Annotated in this window: 15 protein-coding genes; 8 read left to right on the forward strand and 7 right to left on the reverse strand. The window is 68.9% G+C overall.

Going from position 1 to position 15,522, the window contains the following annotated elements; translation table 11 throughout:
• Nucleotides 1-31 precede the first annotated feature (31 nt).
• From M8R19_RS14405 to sfnG, 5 genes are all read right to left on the reverse strand, one after another.
• Entirely contained in the window at nt 32-802 is a 771-nt protein-coding gene (locus M8R19_RS14405; RefSeq protein WP_249918127.1) for a MetQ/NlpA family ABC transporter substrate-binding protein, read from the reverse strand.
• 100 nt (nt 803-902) lie between these two features.
• Nucleotides 903-1,568, reverse strand: coding sequence for a methionine ABC transporter permease (locus M8R19_RS14410; protein ID WP_009615009.1), 666 nt, complete (start codon nt 1,566-1,568; stop codon nt 903-905).
• Entirely contained in the window at nt 1,565-2,938 is a 1,374-nt protein-coding gene (locus M8R19_RS14415; RefSeq protein ID WP_043314490.1) for an LLM class flavin-dependent oxidoreductase, read from the reverse strand. Before M8R19_RS14415 ends, M8R19_RS14410 begins: the two co-directional genes overlap by 4 nt.
• 9 nt (nt 2,939-2,947) lie before the next feature.
• The gene (locus M8R19_RS14420) at nt 2,948-4,162 is read right to left on the reverse strand and encodes an SfnB family sulfur acquisition oxidoreductase (protein ID WP_249918128.1); all 1,215 of its coding nucleotides are present in this window, start codon (nt 4,160-4,162) and stop codon (nt 2,948-2,950) included.
• A 192-nt stretch (nt 4,163-4,354) separates the two neighbouring features.
• A complete protein-coding gene (sfnG, locus tag M8R19_RS14425; protein ID WP_058487773.1) occupies nt 4,355-5,446 on the reverse strand; it encodes a dimethylsulfone monooxygenase SfnG in 1,092 nt (363 codons plus the stop codon).
• 283 nt (nt 5,447-5,729) lie between these two features.
• On the opposite strand from sfnG, the gene M8R19_RS14430 reads away from it, so the two are divergent.
• Nucleotides 5,730-6,458: a hypothetical protein gene (locus M8R19_RS14430; RefSeq protein ID WP_249918129.1), complete on the forward strand. Its 729-nt coding sequence runs from the start codon at nt 5,730-5,732 to the stop codon at nt 6,456-6,458.
• 13 nt (nt 6,459-6,471) lie between these two features.
• Here M8R19_RS14430 and M8R19_RS14435 read toward each other — a convergent pair whose 3' ends face one another.
• Nucleotides 6,472-6,651: a hypothetical protein gene (locus M8R19_RS14435; protein ID WP_074978099.1), complete on the reverse strand. Its 180-nt coding sequence runs from the start codon at nt 6,649-6,651 to the stop codon at nt 6,472-6,474.
• Nucleotides 6,652-6,887: 236 nt separating this feature from the next.
• Between M8R19_RS14435 and M8R19_RS14440 the strand changes: the two genes are divergently transcribed.
• Both M8R19_RS14440 and M8R19_RS14445 read left to right on the forward strand, forming a co-directional pair.
• Nucleotides 6,888-7,325: a CBS domain-containing protein gene (locus M8R19_RS14440; protein ID WP_009615003.1), complete on the forward strand. Its 438-nt coding sequence runs from the start codon at nt 6,888-6,890 to the stop codon at nt 7,323-7,325.
• Nucleotides 7,326-7,418: 93 nt separating this feature from the next.
• Nucleotides 7,419-7,601 carry a ribbon-helix-helix protein gene (locus M8R19_RS14445; RefSeq protein ID WP_009615001.1) on the forward strand — a complete coding sequence of 61 codons (183 nt, stop codon included), beginning with the start codon at nt 7,419-7,421 and terminating at the stop codon, nt 7,599-7,601.
• A 243-nt stretch (nt 7,602-7,844) separates the two neighbouring features.
• Here the strand turns inward: M8R19_RS14445 and M8R19_RS14450 are convergent, their stop codons facing one another.
• On the reverse strand, nt 7,845-9,494 hold the full coding sequence (locus M8R19_RS14450) for a SulP family inorganic anion transporter (RefSeq protein ID WP_074978104.1): 1,650 nt from the start codon (nt 9,492-9,494) through the stop codon (nt 7,845-7,847).
• A 282-nt stretch (nt 9,495-9,776) separates the two neighbouring features.
• Between M8R19_RS14450 and M8R19_RS14455 the strand changes: the two genes are divergently transcribed.
• The 5 genes from M8R19_RS14455 to M8R19_RS14475 all read left to right on the forward strand — a co-directional run bounded on the left by M8R19_RS14455 (nt 9,777) and on the right by M8R19_RS14475 (nt 15,508).
• On the forward strand, nt 9,777-10,907 hold the full coding sequence (locus tag M8R19_RS14455) for a PAS domain-containing protein (RefSeq protein ID WP_043269731.1): 1,131 nt from the start codon (nt 9,777-9,779) through the stop codon (nt 10,905-10,907).
• Entirely contained in the window at nt 10,904-12,328 is a 1,425-nt protein-coding gene (locus tag M8R19_RS14460) for a sigma-54 interaction domain-containing protein (protein ID WP_249918130.1), read from the forward strand. Before M8R19_RS14455 ends, M8R19_RS14460 begins: the two co-directional genes overlap by 4 nt.
• A gap of 587 nt (nt 12,329-12,915) precedes the next feature.
• The gene (locus tag M8R19_RS14465) at nt 12,916-13,512 is read left to right on the forward strand and encodes a dimethylamine monooxygenase subunit DmmA family protein (RefSeq protein WP_116424663.1); all 597 of its coding nucleotides are present in this window, start codon (nt 12,916-12,918) and stop codon (nt 13,510-13,512) included.
• Entirely contained in the window at nt 13,509-14,477 is a 969-nt protein-coding gene (locus M8R19_RS14470; RefSeq protein ID WP_116424662.1) for a PDR/VanB family oxidoreductase, read from the forward strand. The genes M8R19_RS14465 and M8R19_RS14470 overlap by 4 nt, the downstream gene beginning before the upstream one ends.
• Nucleotides 14,478-14,491: 14 nt before the next feature.
• The gene (locus M8R19_RS14475) at nt 14,492-15,508 is read left to right on the forward strand and encodes a heme-dependent oxidative N-demethylase family protein (protein WP_249918131.1); all 1,017 of its coding nucleotides are present in this window, start codon (nt 14,492-14,494) and stop codon (nt 15,506-15,508) included.
• Nucleotides 15,509-15,522: the final 14 nt, after the last annotated feature.

A 15,522-nucleotide genomic window follows, 5' to 3' on the forward strand; every position in this document is an offset into this window, starting at 1 on the left:
GCGCCCGTCCTGGGCGCCGCGCCGGGTCACATCAGAAGCCGGGGGCGATCTCGCCCTTGTAGCGGGTCAGGATGAAGTTGCGCACTTCCGGCGAGTTGAGCGCCTTGGCCAGCTTCTGGATGCCCGGGTCCTGGATGTTGTCCGGACGCGCCACCAGGAACTCGACGTAGAGGTCCTTGCCCTTCTCGACGATCAGCGCGCTCTTGATGTCGATGCCGGCTTCCAGCGCGTAGTTGGCGAAGACGAAGGCCAGGTCGACCTGCTTCACCGAGCGCGCCAGCATGGCGCCTTCCAGCTCGCGGATCTTCAGGTGTTTGGGGTTGTCGACGATGTCGCGCTCGGTGGACTGCGGATTCGCCGGGTCCTTTAGCTTGATCAGCCCGGCCTCGGCCAGCAGCACCAGGGCGCGGCCGGTGTTCACCGGGTCGTTGGGGATGGCCACGCTGGCGCCATCGGGCAGCTCGGCCAGGCTCTTGTACTTGGCCGAGTAGGCGCCGAAGGGCTCGATGTGCACGCCCACCACCGGCACCAGGTTGGTGTGGCGGGTCTTGTTGAAGTCGTCGAGGAACGGGCGGTACTGGTAGTAGTTGGCGTCGAGGTTCTTCTTCGCCAGCTGCAGGTTGGGCTGGATGAAGTCGTTGAAGACCTTCACTTCCAGGTCCACGCCCTCCTTGGCCAGGGCCGGTTTGACGAATTCGAGGATTTCCGCGTGGGGCACCGGGGTGGCGCCGACCACCAGGTGCTCGTTGGCGTGGGCGTTGATGGCTATTACGGCAGCCAGGGCGGCCAGGACTTTCTTCATGCTGTTTGCTCCGATCAGTGGTTTCTTGGAATGGCCGTCGTGGGTTGGACGTGGGGCCAGCGGCGGCGTTTTCCCGGCCGCCGCGAGCGGGTGTTTGGGTTCAGCGCCGGGTGTAGTGGCGCACCAGGCGGTCGCCGCTCATCTGCAGGGCCTGCACCAGCAGGATCAGCAGCAGCACGGTGACCACCATGACGTCGGTCTGGAAGCGCTGGTAGCCGAAGCGGATGGCCAGGTCGCCCAGGCCACCGCCGCCGACCACCCCGGCCATGGCCGTGTAGTCGACCAGCACGATGGCGGTCACGGTGATGGCGGCGATCAGCCCGGTGCGCGCTTCCGGCAGCAGGGTGTGGAAGACGATCTGCCGGGTGCTCGCGCCCATCGCCTGCACCGCCTCCACCAGCCCGCGGTCGACCTCGCGCAGCGAGCTTTCCACCAGCCGCGCGAAGAACGGCGTGCAGCCCACCACCAACGGCGGGATGGCGCCGCGCACGCCCAGCGAGGTGCCGGTGAGCAGCTCGGTGGCGGGGATCAGCACGATCAGCAGGATGATGAAGGGCATCGAGCGCAGCACGTTGGCCAGCACCGAGAGCACCCGGTACAGGCGCGGCGAGTCGAGCAGCTGGCGCTGGCCGGTGAGGTACAGCAGCACGCCCAGCGGCAGCCCCAGCAGCACGGTGCAGCCCAGGGCCGCGCCGAGCATGCTCAGGGTGTCCAGGCAGGCCTGGGCGATCTCGCTCCAGTCGACGTTGGCCAGCCACTCGTTCATCGCCGGGCCTCCTCGCGCAGGGCGGCGACCGGGTGTGGCGCGGCCAGGCGGTCGCCGGCGCCGAACAGCTTGTGGCGCAGGGTGCCCTCGGCGTAGTCGCGCTTGAACAGGCCGCGGGCCTGCAGCTCCGGCACCAGCAGGTCGACCACCGCCTCGAAGGTTTCCGGCATGACCACGCCGGCCAGGTTGAAGCCGTCGACGTCGGTTTCCGCCACCCACTCCTGCAGTTGGTCGGCCACGGTCCGCGGCGAGCCCACCAGCACCGGGCCGTCGCCGCCGATGGCGCAGTAGTCGGCGATCTCGGCGGTGGTCCAGGTGCGCGTCGGGTCGGCGCGGGTGAAGGCTTCCACCGCCGACTGGATGGCGTCGCTGGGCACCTCGCGCAGCACCTGGCCGGGGGCGTATTCGGCGAAGTCGATGCCGGTCCAGCCGGACATCAGCGTCAGGGCGCCGCTGGCGCTGGCGTACTCGCGGTACTCGGCCAGGCGCGCCAGGGCCTCGGCGTCGGTCGGCGCGACTATCACCGTGAGCTGTTCCAGCACCAGCACATCGCCCGGCTCGCGCCCGGCGGCGCGCACCGCTTCGCGCAGGTCGGCCACCTGCTTCTTCAGCACCGCCTTGCTCGGCGCCGCGACGAACACGCACTCGGCGTTGGCCGCGGCGAAGGCCCGGCCACGGCTGGAGGCGCCGGCCTGGTAGAGCACCGGGGTGCGCTGCGGCGAGGGTTCGCAGAGGTGGAAGCCGGGCACCTGGAAGTATTCGCCTTCGTGGCGGATGCCGTGGACCTTGGACGGTTCGGCATAGACGCCGCTGTCGCGGTCGGCGACCACGGCGTCGTCTTCCCAGCTGGTTTCCCACAGCTTGTAGCAGACCTGCAGGTACTCGTCGGCCAGGGCGTAGCGCTGGTCGTGGGACAGCTGGCGCTGCTGGCCGAGGTTGCGCGCGCCGCTGGCCAGGTACGAGGTGACGATGTTCCAGCCGGCGCGGCCGCCGGTCAGGTGGTCGAGGGTGGACATGCGCCGGGCGAAGGGGAACGGGTGCTCGAAGGACACCGAGGCGGTCACGCCGAAGCCCAGGTGGCGGGTGGCCGCGGCCATTGCCGGGACCAGTTGCAGCGGGTCGTTCACCGGCACCTGGGCGCCGCTGCGCAGCGCGGCGTCGGCATTGCCGCCGTAGACGTCGTAGACGCCCAGCACGTCGGCGATGAACAGGCCGTCGAGCTTGCCGCGTTCCAGGGTCTTGGCCAGCTCGACCCAGTAGTGGATGTCGGTGTAGCGCCGCGCCTGGTCGCGCGGGTGGCGCCAGAGGCCGGGCGAGAGGTGGCCGACGGTGTTCATGGCGAAGGCGTTGAGGCGTATCTGCTTGCTCATGGCGCCCCCTCAGTTCCAGTCGTGGCGCGGCGGGCGCTTGCCGTTGAGCAGCCAGTTGCCGACCAGGTGGTACTTCCAGCGCACCGGGTCGTGCAGGGTGTGCACGCGGGCGTTGCGCCAGTGGCGGTCGAGGTTGTGCTTGCGCAGGGTGGAGCGGGTGCCGCCGAGTTCGAACAGCTTGTTCGACGCCTCGATGGCAATCTCGGTGGTCAGCACCTTGGCCCGCGCCACGGCCAGGGAGGCGGCGGCCACCTTGTCCTCGTCGGGCGCCGCCTTGCCGGCGTCGAGCACGCGGCCGGCGCGTTCGAGCAGGGCCTCGGCGGCCTCCAGGCGGATGTCCAGGGCGCCGACCTGGATGATCGTCAGCGGGTCCTCGCTGGCCTTCTCCACCCCGGCGTCGATCCACGGGCGCGCCTGCTCGCGGACGAAGGCGATGGTGTCGCGCAGCGCGGCGCGGGCGATGCCGGCATCGATGGCGGCGGTGGTGATCTGGGCGAAGGGCCCGGCCAGGGTCGGGCTCTCGTAGGAGCGGTAGCTGGGGAACAGGTGGAAGGCAGGCACGCGCAGGCCCTCCAGCAAGACGGTGCCGCTGGAGGTGGTGCGCTGGCCGATGCTGTCCCAGTCGTCCACCACCGTCAGCCCGGCGCTTTCCCGCGGGACGAAGGCCAGCTGCGCGCGGTCCTGCTCGTCCAGCGCCAGCACGCCCAGCCAGTGGGCGTAGAGCGAGCCGGTGCAGTAACCCTTGCGGCCGTCGATGCGGTAGCCGTCGCCCTCGGCGACCAGGCGGGTGCGGATGTCCTGCACGTTCTTGCCGCCGGTTTCCGACAGCGCGTTGGCGAAGCGGTGGCCTTCCAGCACCAGGGCGAAGAAGTGCCGCTTCTGCTCCTCGCTGCCCTGCAGGCGGATGTCCTCCAGCAGGCAGTAGTGGTTCTGCGGGATCTGCCCCAGGGACGGGTCGGCCGCCGAGACGATGGCGATGACCTGGGCCAGGGTGGCGTGGGACACCTCGGCGCCGCCGTATTCGCGCGGCACCGTGATGCCCCACAGGCCGCTGTTGGAGAAGGCGTCGACGATCTCCACCGGCACCAAGCGGTTGAGGTCGCGCTCGGAAGCGCCGGCCAGCAGCAGCTCGGCGACCTCGTGGGCGACGCGGATGGCCTCGGCGTCGTCGCGGATGATCCGCGCGGCGGGGCGGTTGATCGGATAGGCAGCAGAAACGGACATGGTCTTCCTCGTGGCGAACAGTGGCCCGTGTGGGGCCGGGACCTCCCGGCAGCGGGCCCTGTCCTGGTTGAGCACGATCCATGCCCGAAATTTTATTCCTATAAATCAACTACTTACTGGATAGCAAAGACAGCCGAGTCGCTGGCCGGACACTGTTTGTTGAAGCACTGTCCGGCAGCCAACAGTTGCCCGTCAGGCAACAGCCTTGCGCTGCGCCTCGGCCTCCAGCTCGCGCACCAGCGGCAGGACCTTCTCGCCGAAGTACTCCACCTCCTCCTGGAAGTGCAGGAAGCCGGAGAGCACCAGGTCCACGCCCACCGCCTTGAGCGCGAGGATGCGTTCGGCGATCTGCCGCGGGGTGCCGATCAGGTTGGTCTTGAAGCCGTCGTTGTACTGCACCAGGTCCTCGAAGCTGGACTTCGCCCAGTTGCCCTCGCCTTCCGGGCTGGCGGCGCCGGCGTTCTTCACCTCGTGGCCGAAGGCGTTGACCGCCTCGGGGTTGGCCTTGTCGATGATCTCCTGCAGCACCGCGCGGGCCTCGGCCTCGCTGTCGCGGGCGATGATGAAGGCGTTCACCCCGATCTTCACCGCGTGGCCGTTGGCCGCGGCCTTGGCGCGGATGTCGTCGACCTGGGCCTTGATGCCTTCCACCGTGTTGCCGTTGGTGAAGTACCAGTCCGACACCCGCGCGGCCATGTCGCGCGCGGCCCGCGAGCTGCCGCCCTGGAAGATTTCCGGGTGCGGGCGCTGCAGCGGTTTGGGCTTGAGGCTGTAGTCGCGGAAGCGGTAGAAGTCGCCGTTGAAGGTGAAGTTGTCCTGGGTCCAGATGCCCTTGAGCGCGCGGATGAATTCCTCGGAGCGGCGGTAGCGCTCATCGTGCTCCAGCCAGGGCTCGCCGATGGCGTGGAACTCGCCCTTGAACCAGCCGGAGACGATGTTCACCGCGATGCGGCCGCCGGTCAGTTGGTCGATGGTCGCCAGTTGCTTGGCCGCCAGCGCCGGGTTCCACGGGCCGGGGAGGATGGCGGCGATGACCTTGAGCTTCTCGGTCGCCGCCAGCAGCGCGTGGCTGATGGCCACCGACTCGTGCTGGTACTCGGCGCCGTAGCCGGCGGTGAAGCGGATCTGCGACAGGGCGTAGTCGAAACCGGCCTTCTCGGCGCTCTGCGCCAGCCGGCGGTTGTAGTCGAAGTCCCAACTGGTGCGCTGCTCGATGTTGCTGACGACGAGGCCGCCGCTGACGTTGGGCACCCAGTAGGCGAAGCGGATGGGTTGCTGGCTCATGGTTCTGCTCTCCGGGAGTGGCGCGATTGCATGCCGCGCGGCCAGGCGCCACGCGGCTTCCACCTGGGCCGGAGCAGCAACCGTGCCAGTGCCGGAAAGCCTTGCGGATCATGAACTTGCAACAGGCGCCGGGTTATCGTCCTGTCCGCCGCCGGGCAAGCTGCTGATGCGCTGTTGCCAGGTGAACAGCCGGGCGACGGAAATGTGCCGCCGCGCCCTGCAAGCGCCAAAGCACCGACTAGACTTGCACCTCCCGGCCCGTGCATTTTCCAAGGAGGCCATCGTGCGTACCTGTTTCGTACTGCTCCTCGTGGCCGGCCTGGCCGGCTGCGCGGCGGATGTGAAGCGCGCCGACGCGCTCTCCCCCATCAGCACCTATGCCGACACCCGCAACCGCCTGCTGGTGAACTTCCAGGGCGATGCCAGCGTGACCGCGACGCCGGGCTGGACGCGGCTGACCAGCACCTGGCGGCGCATCCTGGCGGACCGCGCGGCCTCGTCCGACTACCAGCTGGGCGAGCAGGCCGGCGCGGTGACCATCACCGCGCTGCCAGCGACGCTGCTGGTGGTGGAAGTCGACCGCTTGCGCCAGCAGGCCGACGGCGACGGCCTGGGCAAGGGCAGCCTGCGCGTCAACGTGCGCTTCACCGACGGCCCCAGCGGCCGGCTGATGGGCTCGCGCCGCTACGAGAGCGAATCCGCCGAGCCGGCGGCGCTGGAAGGCCAGCTCAAGGACATTTCCAAGGCGATCATCGAGGAAGTCGAAAGCGCCCAGCGCATCGCCAAGCGCGACCCGCTACCGGAGGCGCCGATGCCGGCCAGCACGCCGGCCGAGCAACCGGCCCGCCCCGCGCCGGCCCCGGCGCCCGGCCAGTCGGTGGCCAGCCGGGAGGCGGCGGCCAAGCCGGTGGTGGCAGTGGAGAACCAGGAGCGCCAGCTGCAGAAGCTGCAGCGCAGCAACCTGCCGTTCGACCAGTACCAGAACGAGTACCGGCGCATCACTTCGCAGTGAGCGCCGGCGCGCCTCAGTCGTCGTGCCAGTGGGCGTCGCTGTCCTCGTCGTCCCAGTCGTCCTGATCGTCCTCGGGCTCGTCGCGCAGGCCGGTGGCGTCGTGCTCGAAATCCTCCGGGGAATCCTCGTCCCACTCATGGTCGAGCAGATGCTCGTGCTCCGGCTCGGGGAGGTCGATGTCGTCGTCGTGCATGGTGCGGTCTCGGCAGGCGGGGTGCGGCGAGCCTCAATGCTACGGCCTCGCCGGGCCCGCGCAAAGCCTCGGCGGTCGCGCGGCGCGGCGCATTTGGCTATAAGTCAGAAGGAAGGTCATGACGTTTTCCTATGGGGGCGATGCCGTTTCCAGCATTGTGCGGGAAGCCTCGCTTGCCGATCCTGTGGCCACACCGGGGCATCGGCCCTGCGCACAACAGCAGAAGGACATCCAGCATGAAGACCGTCGCACAGCTCCTCCACGCCAAGCAGAGCCAGCAGGTGCACACCATAGGCCCGCACGAGATGGTGCTCGACGCCCTGCGGGTGATGGCGGTGAAGAACGTCGGCGCCCTGCCGGTGGTGGACAACGGCCAGGTGGTGGGCGTGGTCAGCGAACGCGACTACGCGCGCAAGATGATCCTCCAGGGCCGCAGCTCGGTGGGCACCCCGGTCAGCGCCATCATGAGCTCGCCGGTGGTCACGGTGGATTCGCAGCAGAACGTCGACACCTGCATGAGCATCATGACCGAGCGCCACCTGCGCCACCTGCCGGTGGTGGAGAACGGCCAGCTGGTGGGGCTGTTGTCCATCGGCGACCTGGTCAAGGAAGCCATCGCCGAGCAGGCCCAGCTGATCCAGCAGCTGGAGCAGTACATCCGCGGCGAACAGTGAGCCAGCGGCGGCTGCGGCGGACGGCGCCATGACAGGGGCGCGGATGGGGCATTAGAATTTGATTAACATCCGCGAACCGAACAAGTAGAACCCATGGAAAACCGCACCGCCCGCCTGACCGTCCTGATCGACCCGGTGAAGAAGAAGGCCTTCGAGGAACTCTGCGCCAGCCAGGACCTGACACCGTCCCAGGTGGTTCGCCAGCTGATCCGCGATTACCTGGAGAGCCACGGGGTGAGCTATGCCACGCAGCCGAAGGTGGGGGGGCAGGATTGAGGGCCGCGGCCAGTCTGGAGCAGCCTGCCGGCTCGATCGCGGACGGAGTCCGCTCCTACGGTTCCAGGAAGCATGGCTTTTCGTAGGATGGTGTTGAGCGAAGCGATACCCATCACCGCAACTGCATGGGTTTCGCAGGCTCAACCCATCCTACGAAAAGCGCTGGCGAGACCGGTCCCAGGGAGGCACGGGCGTAGGAGCGGACTCCGTCCGCGATTGCTCCCAGGCGGCGCCGAATCCTCCCTACGAAGAAACCCCCTCCTCCTCCCGCCCCTCGCAGGCCGCCAGCGCCATGGCAAAACTGGCATGGTAATTCCGCCTACCCACCGCCTCGATGATCCCCGCCCGCACCAGCTTGTGCCGCACCCGCTGGTTGGCCTCGCAGAGCTTCACCGTCACCCCGCGCTTGCGCAGTTGCTGGATCATCTCCTCCAGCGTCTGCATCCCGGTGATGTCCATGAACGGCACCCGCCTCAGGCGGATCACCAGCAACTGCGGATCGCTGCGGGTCTGCGCCAGGGCACGCTCGAAGGTTTCCGCAGCACCGAAGAACAACGGCCCCTCGATGGTGTAGACCAGCACGCCCGGCGGCAGCGCGCCCTGCAGTTCGCCCCGCAGCTCGGCGCTGCCCTGCTGCAGCACTTCCACCGAGGAGGCCATGCGCCGCATGAACAGCAGCATCGCCAGGATCACCCCGATGTTCACCGCTATCACCAGGTCGCTGAACACCGTCAGGCCGAAGGTGATCAGCAGGATGGCCACGTCGGCCCTGGGCGCACGGCGCAGCATGCGCACGAAGTGGCGGGCCTCGCTCATGTTCCAGGCCACCACGAAGAGGATCGCCGCCAGCGCGCACAGCGGGATGCTCGAGGCCAGCGGGGCGAGGAACAGGATGATCAGCACCAGGGTCGCCGCGTGGGCCACCCCGGCGATCGGGCTGTTGCCGCCGTTGCGGATGTTGGTGGCGGTGCGGGCGATGGCGCCGGTGGCGGCGAAGCCGCCGAACAGCGGCGCCAGCAGGTTGGCGATGCCCTGGCCGACCAGCTCCTGGTTGGAGTCGTGGCGGGTGCCGGCCATGCCGTCGGCGACCACTGCCGAGAGCAGCGACTCGATGGCCCCGAGCATGGCGATGGCGAAGGCCGGGCCGATCAGTTCCAGCATCCGCGGCAGGCTGATCTCCGGCAGGCTCGGCACCGGCAGGCCGCGGGGGATGCCGCCGAAGGCGCTGCCGATGGTGGCCACGCCATCGAACTGGAACAGCGCCTGCAGCACGCTGACCAGCACCATCGCCAGCAACGGCCCCGGCACCCGCCCCAGGTACGGCAGGCGCGGGCCGTAGAGCACCGCGGCCAGGCCTAAGAGGGCCAGCAGGGTGGTCGCCGGGTGCAGCTGCGGCAGCGCCTGCAACAGGTGCCAGAGCTTCTGGTGGAAGTGCTCGCCGCCCACCGCCGGCAGGCCGAAGAAGTCCTTCCACTGGCCGACCCAGATGATCACCCCGATGCCGGCGGTGAAGCCGACGATGACCGGGTCGGGGATGTACTTGATGACGCTGCCCAGGCGGGTGATGCCCAGCAGCAGGAGGATGACCCCGGCCATCAGCGTGGCCAGTTGCAGGCCGTCGACGCCGTAGCGCGCGGTGATGCCGGCGAGGATGACGATGAAGGCGCCGGTGGGCCCGGCGATCTGCACCCGGCTGCCGCCGAACAGCGACACCGCGATGCCCGCCACTATGGCCGTGTACAGGCCCTGCTCGGGCTTGACCCCGGAGGCGATGGCGAAGGCCATGGCCAGGGGCAGCGCGACCACCCCGACGATGACCCCGGCCAGCAGGTTGCGTGGCCAGTTCTGCAACTTCAGAAGCCCGGCCGCCCAGGCGTCACGTACGGCGATCATCGTCCACTCCTCCGCGGAAGAATGCGCATCAGATTAACATGCCATGTTAATCGACGTGTACTAGGCCAAAGTCCTGTCTTACGCCTTCCCCGGGGAGGCGCTACCCTTCTGCGAAGACGCTGCGCAAACGCAAACGGCGCTGCATTTCTGCATACAGTCGCCACGGCGCCAGGCCGCCGGCCCCCATGTCACGGGCGCTCCGTCCTGGCATGCAACCTGCCTGGGTAGACGACTGGCCCGCGCCACCGCGCCGGCCCCGTCATCCCCCATGGAGAATCCCAGATGGACCCGCTACGCCTGCTGCTCGACCGTGGCCTGCTGCTGGCCGACAGCATCGCCGCGGATGGCCGCTTCCTCGACGTCTCCGCCGAGCAGAGCGACCAGCTCGGCTACCCGCCCGGCGCGCTCCACGGCCAGGGCATGGAACAGGTCTACACCGCCGACTCGGTGCGCGCCCTGCAGCAGCTCTTCGCCAACCCGCCGGCCGACGAACGGGTGCAGGACCTGGAGCTGACCCTCATCCGCCACAATGGCGGCCTGCTGCCGGTGCTGGCCAGCGGCGTGCTGCAGTGGCGCGACGGCGAGCCGGCGCGCCTGCACCTGGTGAAGATGCCCCTGGGCGGCATCAGCCGGCGCCTGGGCGAGCTGCAGAACGCCAACGAAGTCATGAGCCAGATGCTCTACAGCGCCAAGGTGGCCTACTGGTGCATCGAGTTCGCCGAGCCGGTGGACGTGCGCCAGACGCCCGACGAGATCGTCCGCCAGGTGTTCGAGAACCGCTCCTACTGGCGCATGTGCAACCGCGCCATGGCGGCCATCTACGAGATGCCCGCCGACGTCGACTTCGGCCAGCAGCCGGTGCGCCTGTACTGGCCGCGCAGCCCGGCCAACGAGGAATTCGTGCGGCGGCTGATCGAGGCCGACTTCCACGTCGACGGCGCGCTCTCGGTGGACCGCCGCCACGACGGCTCGCCGGCCTACGTGGAGAACGACGTGCGCGCCAGCATCCACAACGGCCGCCTGCTGCGCATGTGGGGCAGCCTGCGCGACGTCAGCCAGGAGCTGCGCATGCAACACGACGCCGAGCAGCGCATCGAGGCCCTGCGCCGGGTGTTCGACGCGGTGCCCGACGCGGTGCTGGTGATCGACGAAGCCGCCCAGCCGCAATGGCGCAACGCCGCCTTCGAGCAGGTGTTCGGCATCACCCGCGCCGCCGGCGTGGCCGCCACCCTCGACCGCCTGCCGCTGCCCGAGCGCACCTGGCAGCGCCTGGAGCTGCCCGACCAGTACGGCCGCTACCGCGCCTTCGACAGCCACTGCTCGCGCATCCTGATCCGCGAGGACCAGGCCTGGCGCGTGGTGGTGCTGCGCCCGGACGGCGTCGAGCGCCGGCCGGCAGAGCTGCACCCATGAGCGGCGAGGGCTTCTTCGCGCCGATGCGCATGGGCATGCGCTCGTCGGTCAACGTCAGCGCCGAGATGCTCGCCGCGCTGCTGGAGGCGCCGGCGTTGCACGCCCTGCTCGACGGCTTCGGCGAGGCGCTGATCGTCTGCGACGGCGACTCCCGGGTGCGCTTCCTCAACCTGGCCGCCGAGCGCATCAACCGCGTGGCGCGCCAAGACGTGCTGGGCCTGAGCGACAGCGATTTCTACCAGCGCTCGGCGCTGCAGTTCGACGACTTCCTGCAGGCCGTGCGCCGCGGCGGCAAGAGCGCGCTGACGCGCTCGCGCGACGGCCGGCTGTTTCTCACCCGCCTGCAGAGCGTGCCCGCCGGCGCCTACGAGAAGCCCTACACGCTGCTGATCCAGCGCGAATACGAAGCGCGCGAAAGCGCCGGCCGCAGCGCCCCGGCGCCGTCGCTGGCGGACAGCCCAGCGAGCCTGGGCGACCCGCAGGACAACGCGCTGCACATGTCGCCGCTGCTCTCGGACATCGCCGACATGGGCGTGCGCGCCTTCCGTCGCCGCGCCCGCCTGCTGCTGCTCGGCGAGCCGGGCGTGGGCAAGACCGCCATCGCCCGGCACATCCACCGCGCCGCCGGCTGGGGCGACCGGCCCTTCGTCGACGTGAACTGCGCGAGCATCCCCGAGACGCTGTTCGAGTCGGAGATGTTCGGCTACGAGCGCGGCGCCTTCACCGGCGCGCTGCAGCAAGGCAAGCGTGGCTACATCGAGAGCGCCGCCGGCGGCACGCTGTTCCTCGACGAGATCGGCGAGATCCCCCTGCAGGTGCAGGCCAAGCTGCTCAAGTTCCTCGACGACGGCACCATCCAGCCGGTGGGTTCGCCGCTGGCGAAGAAGGTCCAGGTGCAGGTGATCGCCGCCACCAACAAGGACCTCAAGGCGCAGGTGTCCGCCGGCCTGTTCCGCGCCGACCTCTACTACCGCCTGGCCGTGCTGCCGGTGGACATCCCGCCGCTGCGCGCCCACCGCGACGACCTGCCGGTGCTGATGGACATCCTCCTGGCCCGCATCAACCGCGACCGCCAGCCGCCCCTGCGGCTGTCCACGGCCTGCCGCCAGCGCCTGCTGGGCCATGACTTCCCGGGCAACATCCGCGAGCTGGTGAACATCTTCGAACGCCTGGCGGTGCTGGCCGACGACGTCGCCGAAGAACAGCACCTGCCACCGGAGCTGCTGGGCCAGGCCATGTCCGCCGGGGAGGAAGAACTGCTGCCCTTCGCCAGCGCCGACGAACCGCTCAAGGCGCAGGTGCAGCGCTTCGAGCGCCAGGTGATCCTCCAGGCCGTGCGCCTGTGCGGCAGCAAGCGCAAGGCGGCGCAGCACCTGGGGATCGATGTCGGGACGTTGATTCGGAAGTTGCAGCGGGATTGAGCGCCAGGCTGCTCTTGTAGGAGCGAGCTTGCTCGCGAACAAACGCGGTGCCATGCGGTTCGCGAGCAAGCTCGCTCCTACGAGAAGCCGTGCTCACCTGCAACGTAGGGGCCCTGCCTGCGAATGGCGTTTGCCGGGTGCATTGGCATTGCGCTGACCTCCGTTCCCTCTCCCTAACCCTCTCCCTGAAGGGAGAGGGGACCGTTGGGCAGGGTTGGGTATTCTGGCGTCAGCCGGCAGCTCCAGTGGTTTCCAGCTGAAACCACTCTTCCTCTCGGCACGGACTAGCCCCCTCTCCCTTCAGGGCGGGGCGCGCAGCCGAGGGCTGGGGAGAGGGGCGGCCCCCAACCAACACACCGCCGCCCCAGGATAACCACCCCCACCAACGCTGCATTTCTGCCTATCCCCCTTGTCATTTCTGCTTACATTCCCTCCCCTCCAAAACAACAAACCCTTCATTTTCAACAACTTAATTTCTTGGCACACCCTGTGCTCCACCTCCATCGACCCGTGACCGTGCACGGGTCCTCGAATCGCGCCAGGCATCCCCGACCGGGGTTGCCGGCAGTTCTGGAGGCACAACAACAATGCTCATCACAGGTATCAAGAGCAGGCCGGTCTACGACGACCTGCGCCCGCTCGCCGGCAGCAACCACATAGTCGCCGGGCAAGGCAGCGGCGGCAGCGCCATGCTCCGGCTGCTGGCCGAAATGCCGCGCAGCGCGCCCATCCGCGTGCTCTATTCCACCGAATCCTTCTCCGGGCAGGACCACCTGGCCGCGCTGCGCGACATCGCCGACGTCGAGCTGAGCGTCTACCCGAGCAACCGCGCGCTGGTCGACGAGCTGCACGCCCTGCTCGGCCAGTCGCGCATGGGCACCCGCCTGTACCTGGCCGGCTCGGAAAGCTTCATCGGCACCGCCATGCAGGCGGCCGACGCGATCAACCTGAACCGGGACGAGGTGCTGCGCGAGCACTGCGGCTCCTTCGTGCGCCGCGTCTGGTGCGTGCACTGCGACGGCTACACCGAGAACGTCACCCAGCGCGTTTTCGCCTGCCCGCACTGCGCCCGCACCCTGGTGGTCCGCGACCACTACTCGCGCCGCCTCGCCGCCTTCCAGGCGGTCAAGGCCGACGCCGAAGTCCCCGGCGAGCTGCCGGCAGCCGAGGAGCTCGACACATGAGCCAGTCCACTGGAACCCTCAACGTCCGCGTCGCCCGCATCGAGCAGGTGACCCCGGAGATCAAGCGCTTCACCCTGGTCCCGCGCGACGGCGGCCAGCTCACGCCCTTCTCCGGCGGCAGCAACGTGGTGGTGCTGATCCCCCACGACGGCGGCACCTACCGCAACGCCTACTCGCTAATGAGCTCGCCCTACGACGCCAGCGCCTACCAGATCGCCGTGCGCCGCGTGGAAGACGGCCGCGGCGGCTCCAGGCGCATGCACGATGCGGTGAAGGAAGGCGACGTGCTGGAAATCCTCCGCCCGGTGAACCTGTTCCCGCTGAGCAAGCACGCGCGCCTGCACCTGTTCATCGCCGGCGGCGTGGGCATCACCCCGGTGTGCTCGCAGCTGGCCGAGCTGCGCCTGCGCGGCACCCCGTTCGAAGTGCACCTGGCGGTGCGCGGCGCGGAACACTCGCGCCTCGGCGAGGAGCTGGCGCGCGAATACGGCGACGCCGTGCGCCTGTACCGCGACGACCGTGGCGAGCGCCTGAACATCTCCGCCGTGCTGGCCGACCGCCCGCTGGGCAGCGACGTGTACGTCTGCGGCCCCGAGGGCATGATCCAGGCCACCATAGACGCGGCCCACGCCCACGGCTGGACCGACAGCCACATCCACTACGAGCGCTTCCTCGAACAGGGCAGTTCCGGCGAGCCGTTCAAGGTCACCCTGGCGCGCAGCGGCGCGACCATCGAGGTGTCGCCCGACCAGAGCCTGCTGGAGGCCGCCGAGGCCGCCGGCCACGAGATTCCCTACCTGTGCCGCGGCGGCGCCTGCGGCATGTGCGAGACCAACGTCCTGGAGCTGGACGGCGAAATCCTCCACACCGACGACTGGCTGTCCGACGAGGACAAGGCCGCCAACAAGAAAATCATGCCCTGCGTGTCGCGCGCCAAGTGCTCGCGGCTGGTCATCGACTGCTGAGCCGGAGAACGACCATGACCATCCAATTCCGCCCCGACGAAACCTACCGCGACGACTACACCTACGCCAACAGCCCCGCGTGCATCGCTCGCGCGCCCTTCCCCTTCCCGGACGACGAGTACATGTACTCGATGAACCTGGAACCCCACGTTTCCGTCGGCGACGGCGCCTTCCGCGCGGTGTTCGACATCGACGAGCACTACATCAGCGAATGCCGCGACCGCGCCATCACCCTGGAGAAGGACCCGGGCATGCACTACGTCTCGGCGCCGCACATGATGGAGGCGCAGTGGGACCTGCTGGAGCTGATCATGGAGTCCTACGCCAAGGACTACCCGGAGTACTTCGCCCTGGAGCGCGACGGCACCCGCTGGCACTGGACCAACAAGCTGCTGGGCATCGACGACACCTTCACCTTCGGCGACCCGGCCACCCTGCCCTACGAGCCGATGGAATACATCACCCGCCAGGCCCAGGGCGACTGGGTGCTGCAGGAAGAGCGCGACGGCACCCTGTACTGGGGCGCCGGCATCGCCACCCAGCGCGCCGACTACTCGCTGCGCTTCAACCTGGGCATGGCCTGGCACGAGTACCACGGCCCGGTGCCGCTGGTGAAGGAAACCGGCATGCTCGACCGCGCGCTGAAGTTCCTCCTGCGCCTGCGCAACGGCCACCCGGTGCGCCGCCTGAACTGGTCGCTGACCGTCAACCCGCGCCTGGACGTGTCCGCCGAGAGCCTGCCCGAGTGGGCCCCGGACCGCACCCAGGTGACCGCCGAGAACGCCGGCAAGCTGGTCTACCTGCGCATCGAGCTGCAACCGCTGCACCGCCTGCCGCGCAGCAACGCCATCGTGTTCCCGATCCGCACCTACCTGCTGAACCTGGAAGACATCGCCACCAACCCGGCCTGGGCCAAGCGCATGCACCGCGTGCTCAAGTCCCTCAACCAGGAACTGGTGGACTACAAGGGCTTCACCCGCTACCGCGACGCGGCGGTGGAGTGGCTCTCGCAGTACGACGACGGCAAATAAGCACCGCGCTTTCC

The sequence above is a fragment of the Pseudomonas sp. R3.Fl genome (assembly GCF_023516765.1).
Lineage (GTDB): Bacteria > Pseudomonadota > Gammaproteobacteria > Pseudomonadales > Pseudomonadaceae > Pseudomonas > Pseudomonas citronellolis.

Bases quoted from the DNA above. Each gene is read 5' to 3' on its own strand.
- M8R19_RS14405 (WP_249918127.1), bottom strand. From the start codon at position 802: ATGAAGAAAGTCCTGGCCGCCCTGGCTGCCGTAATAGCCATCAACGCC.
- M8R19_RS14410 (WP_009615009.1), bottom strand. From the start codon at position 1,568: ATGAACGAGTGGCTGGCCAACGTCGACTGGAGCGAGATCGCCCAGGCC.
- M8R19_RS14415 (WP_043314490.1), bottom strand. From the start codon at position 2,938: ATGAGCAAGCAGATACGCCTCAACGCCTTCGCCATGAACACCGTCGGC.
- M8R19_RS14420 (WP_249918128.1), bottom strand. From the start codon at position 4,162: ATGTCCGTTTCTGCTGCCTATCCGATCAACCGCCCCGCCGCGCGGATC.
- sfnG (WP_058487773.1), bottom strand. From the start codon at position 5,446: ATGAGCCAGCAACCCATCCGCTTCGCCTACTGGGTGCCCAACGTCAGC.
- M8R19_RS14435 (WP_074978099.1), bottom strand. From the start codon at position 6,651: ATGCACGACGACGACATCGACCTCCCCGAGCCGGAGCACGAGCATCTG.
- M8R19_RS14440 (WP_009615003.1), top strand. From the start codon at position 6,888: ATGAAGACCGTCGCACAGCTCCTCCACGCCAAGCAGAGCCAGCAGGTG.
- M8R19_RS14445 (WP_009615001.1), top strand. From the start codon at position 7,419: ATGGAAAACCGCACCGCCCGCCTGACCGTCCTGATCGACCCGGTGAAG.
- M8R19_RS14450 (WP_074978104.1), bottom strand. From the start codon at position 9,494: ATGATCGCCGTACGTGACGCCTGGGCGGCCGGGCTTCTGAAGTTGCAG.
- M8R19_RS14455 (WP_043269731.1), top strand. From the start codon at position 9,777: ATGGACCCGCTACGCCTGCTGCTCGACCGTGGCCTGCTGCTGGCCGAC.
- M8R19_RS14460 (WP_249918130.1), top strand. From the start codon at position 10,904: ATGAGCGGCGAGGGCTTCTTCGCGCCGATGCGCATGGGCATGCGCTCG.
- M8R19_RS14465 (WP_116424663.1), top strand. From the start codon at position 12,916: ATGCTCATCACAGGTATCAAGAGCAGGCCGGTCTACGACGACCTGCGC.
- M8R19_RS14470 (WP_116424662.1), top strand. From the start codon at position 13,509: ATGAGCCAGTCCACTGGAACCCTCAACGTCCGCGTCGCCCGCATCGAG.
- M8R19_RS14475 (WP_249918131.1), top strand. From the start codon at position 14,492: ATGACCATCCAATTCCGCCCCGACGAAACCTACCGCGACGACTACACC.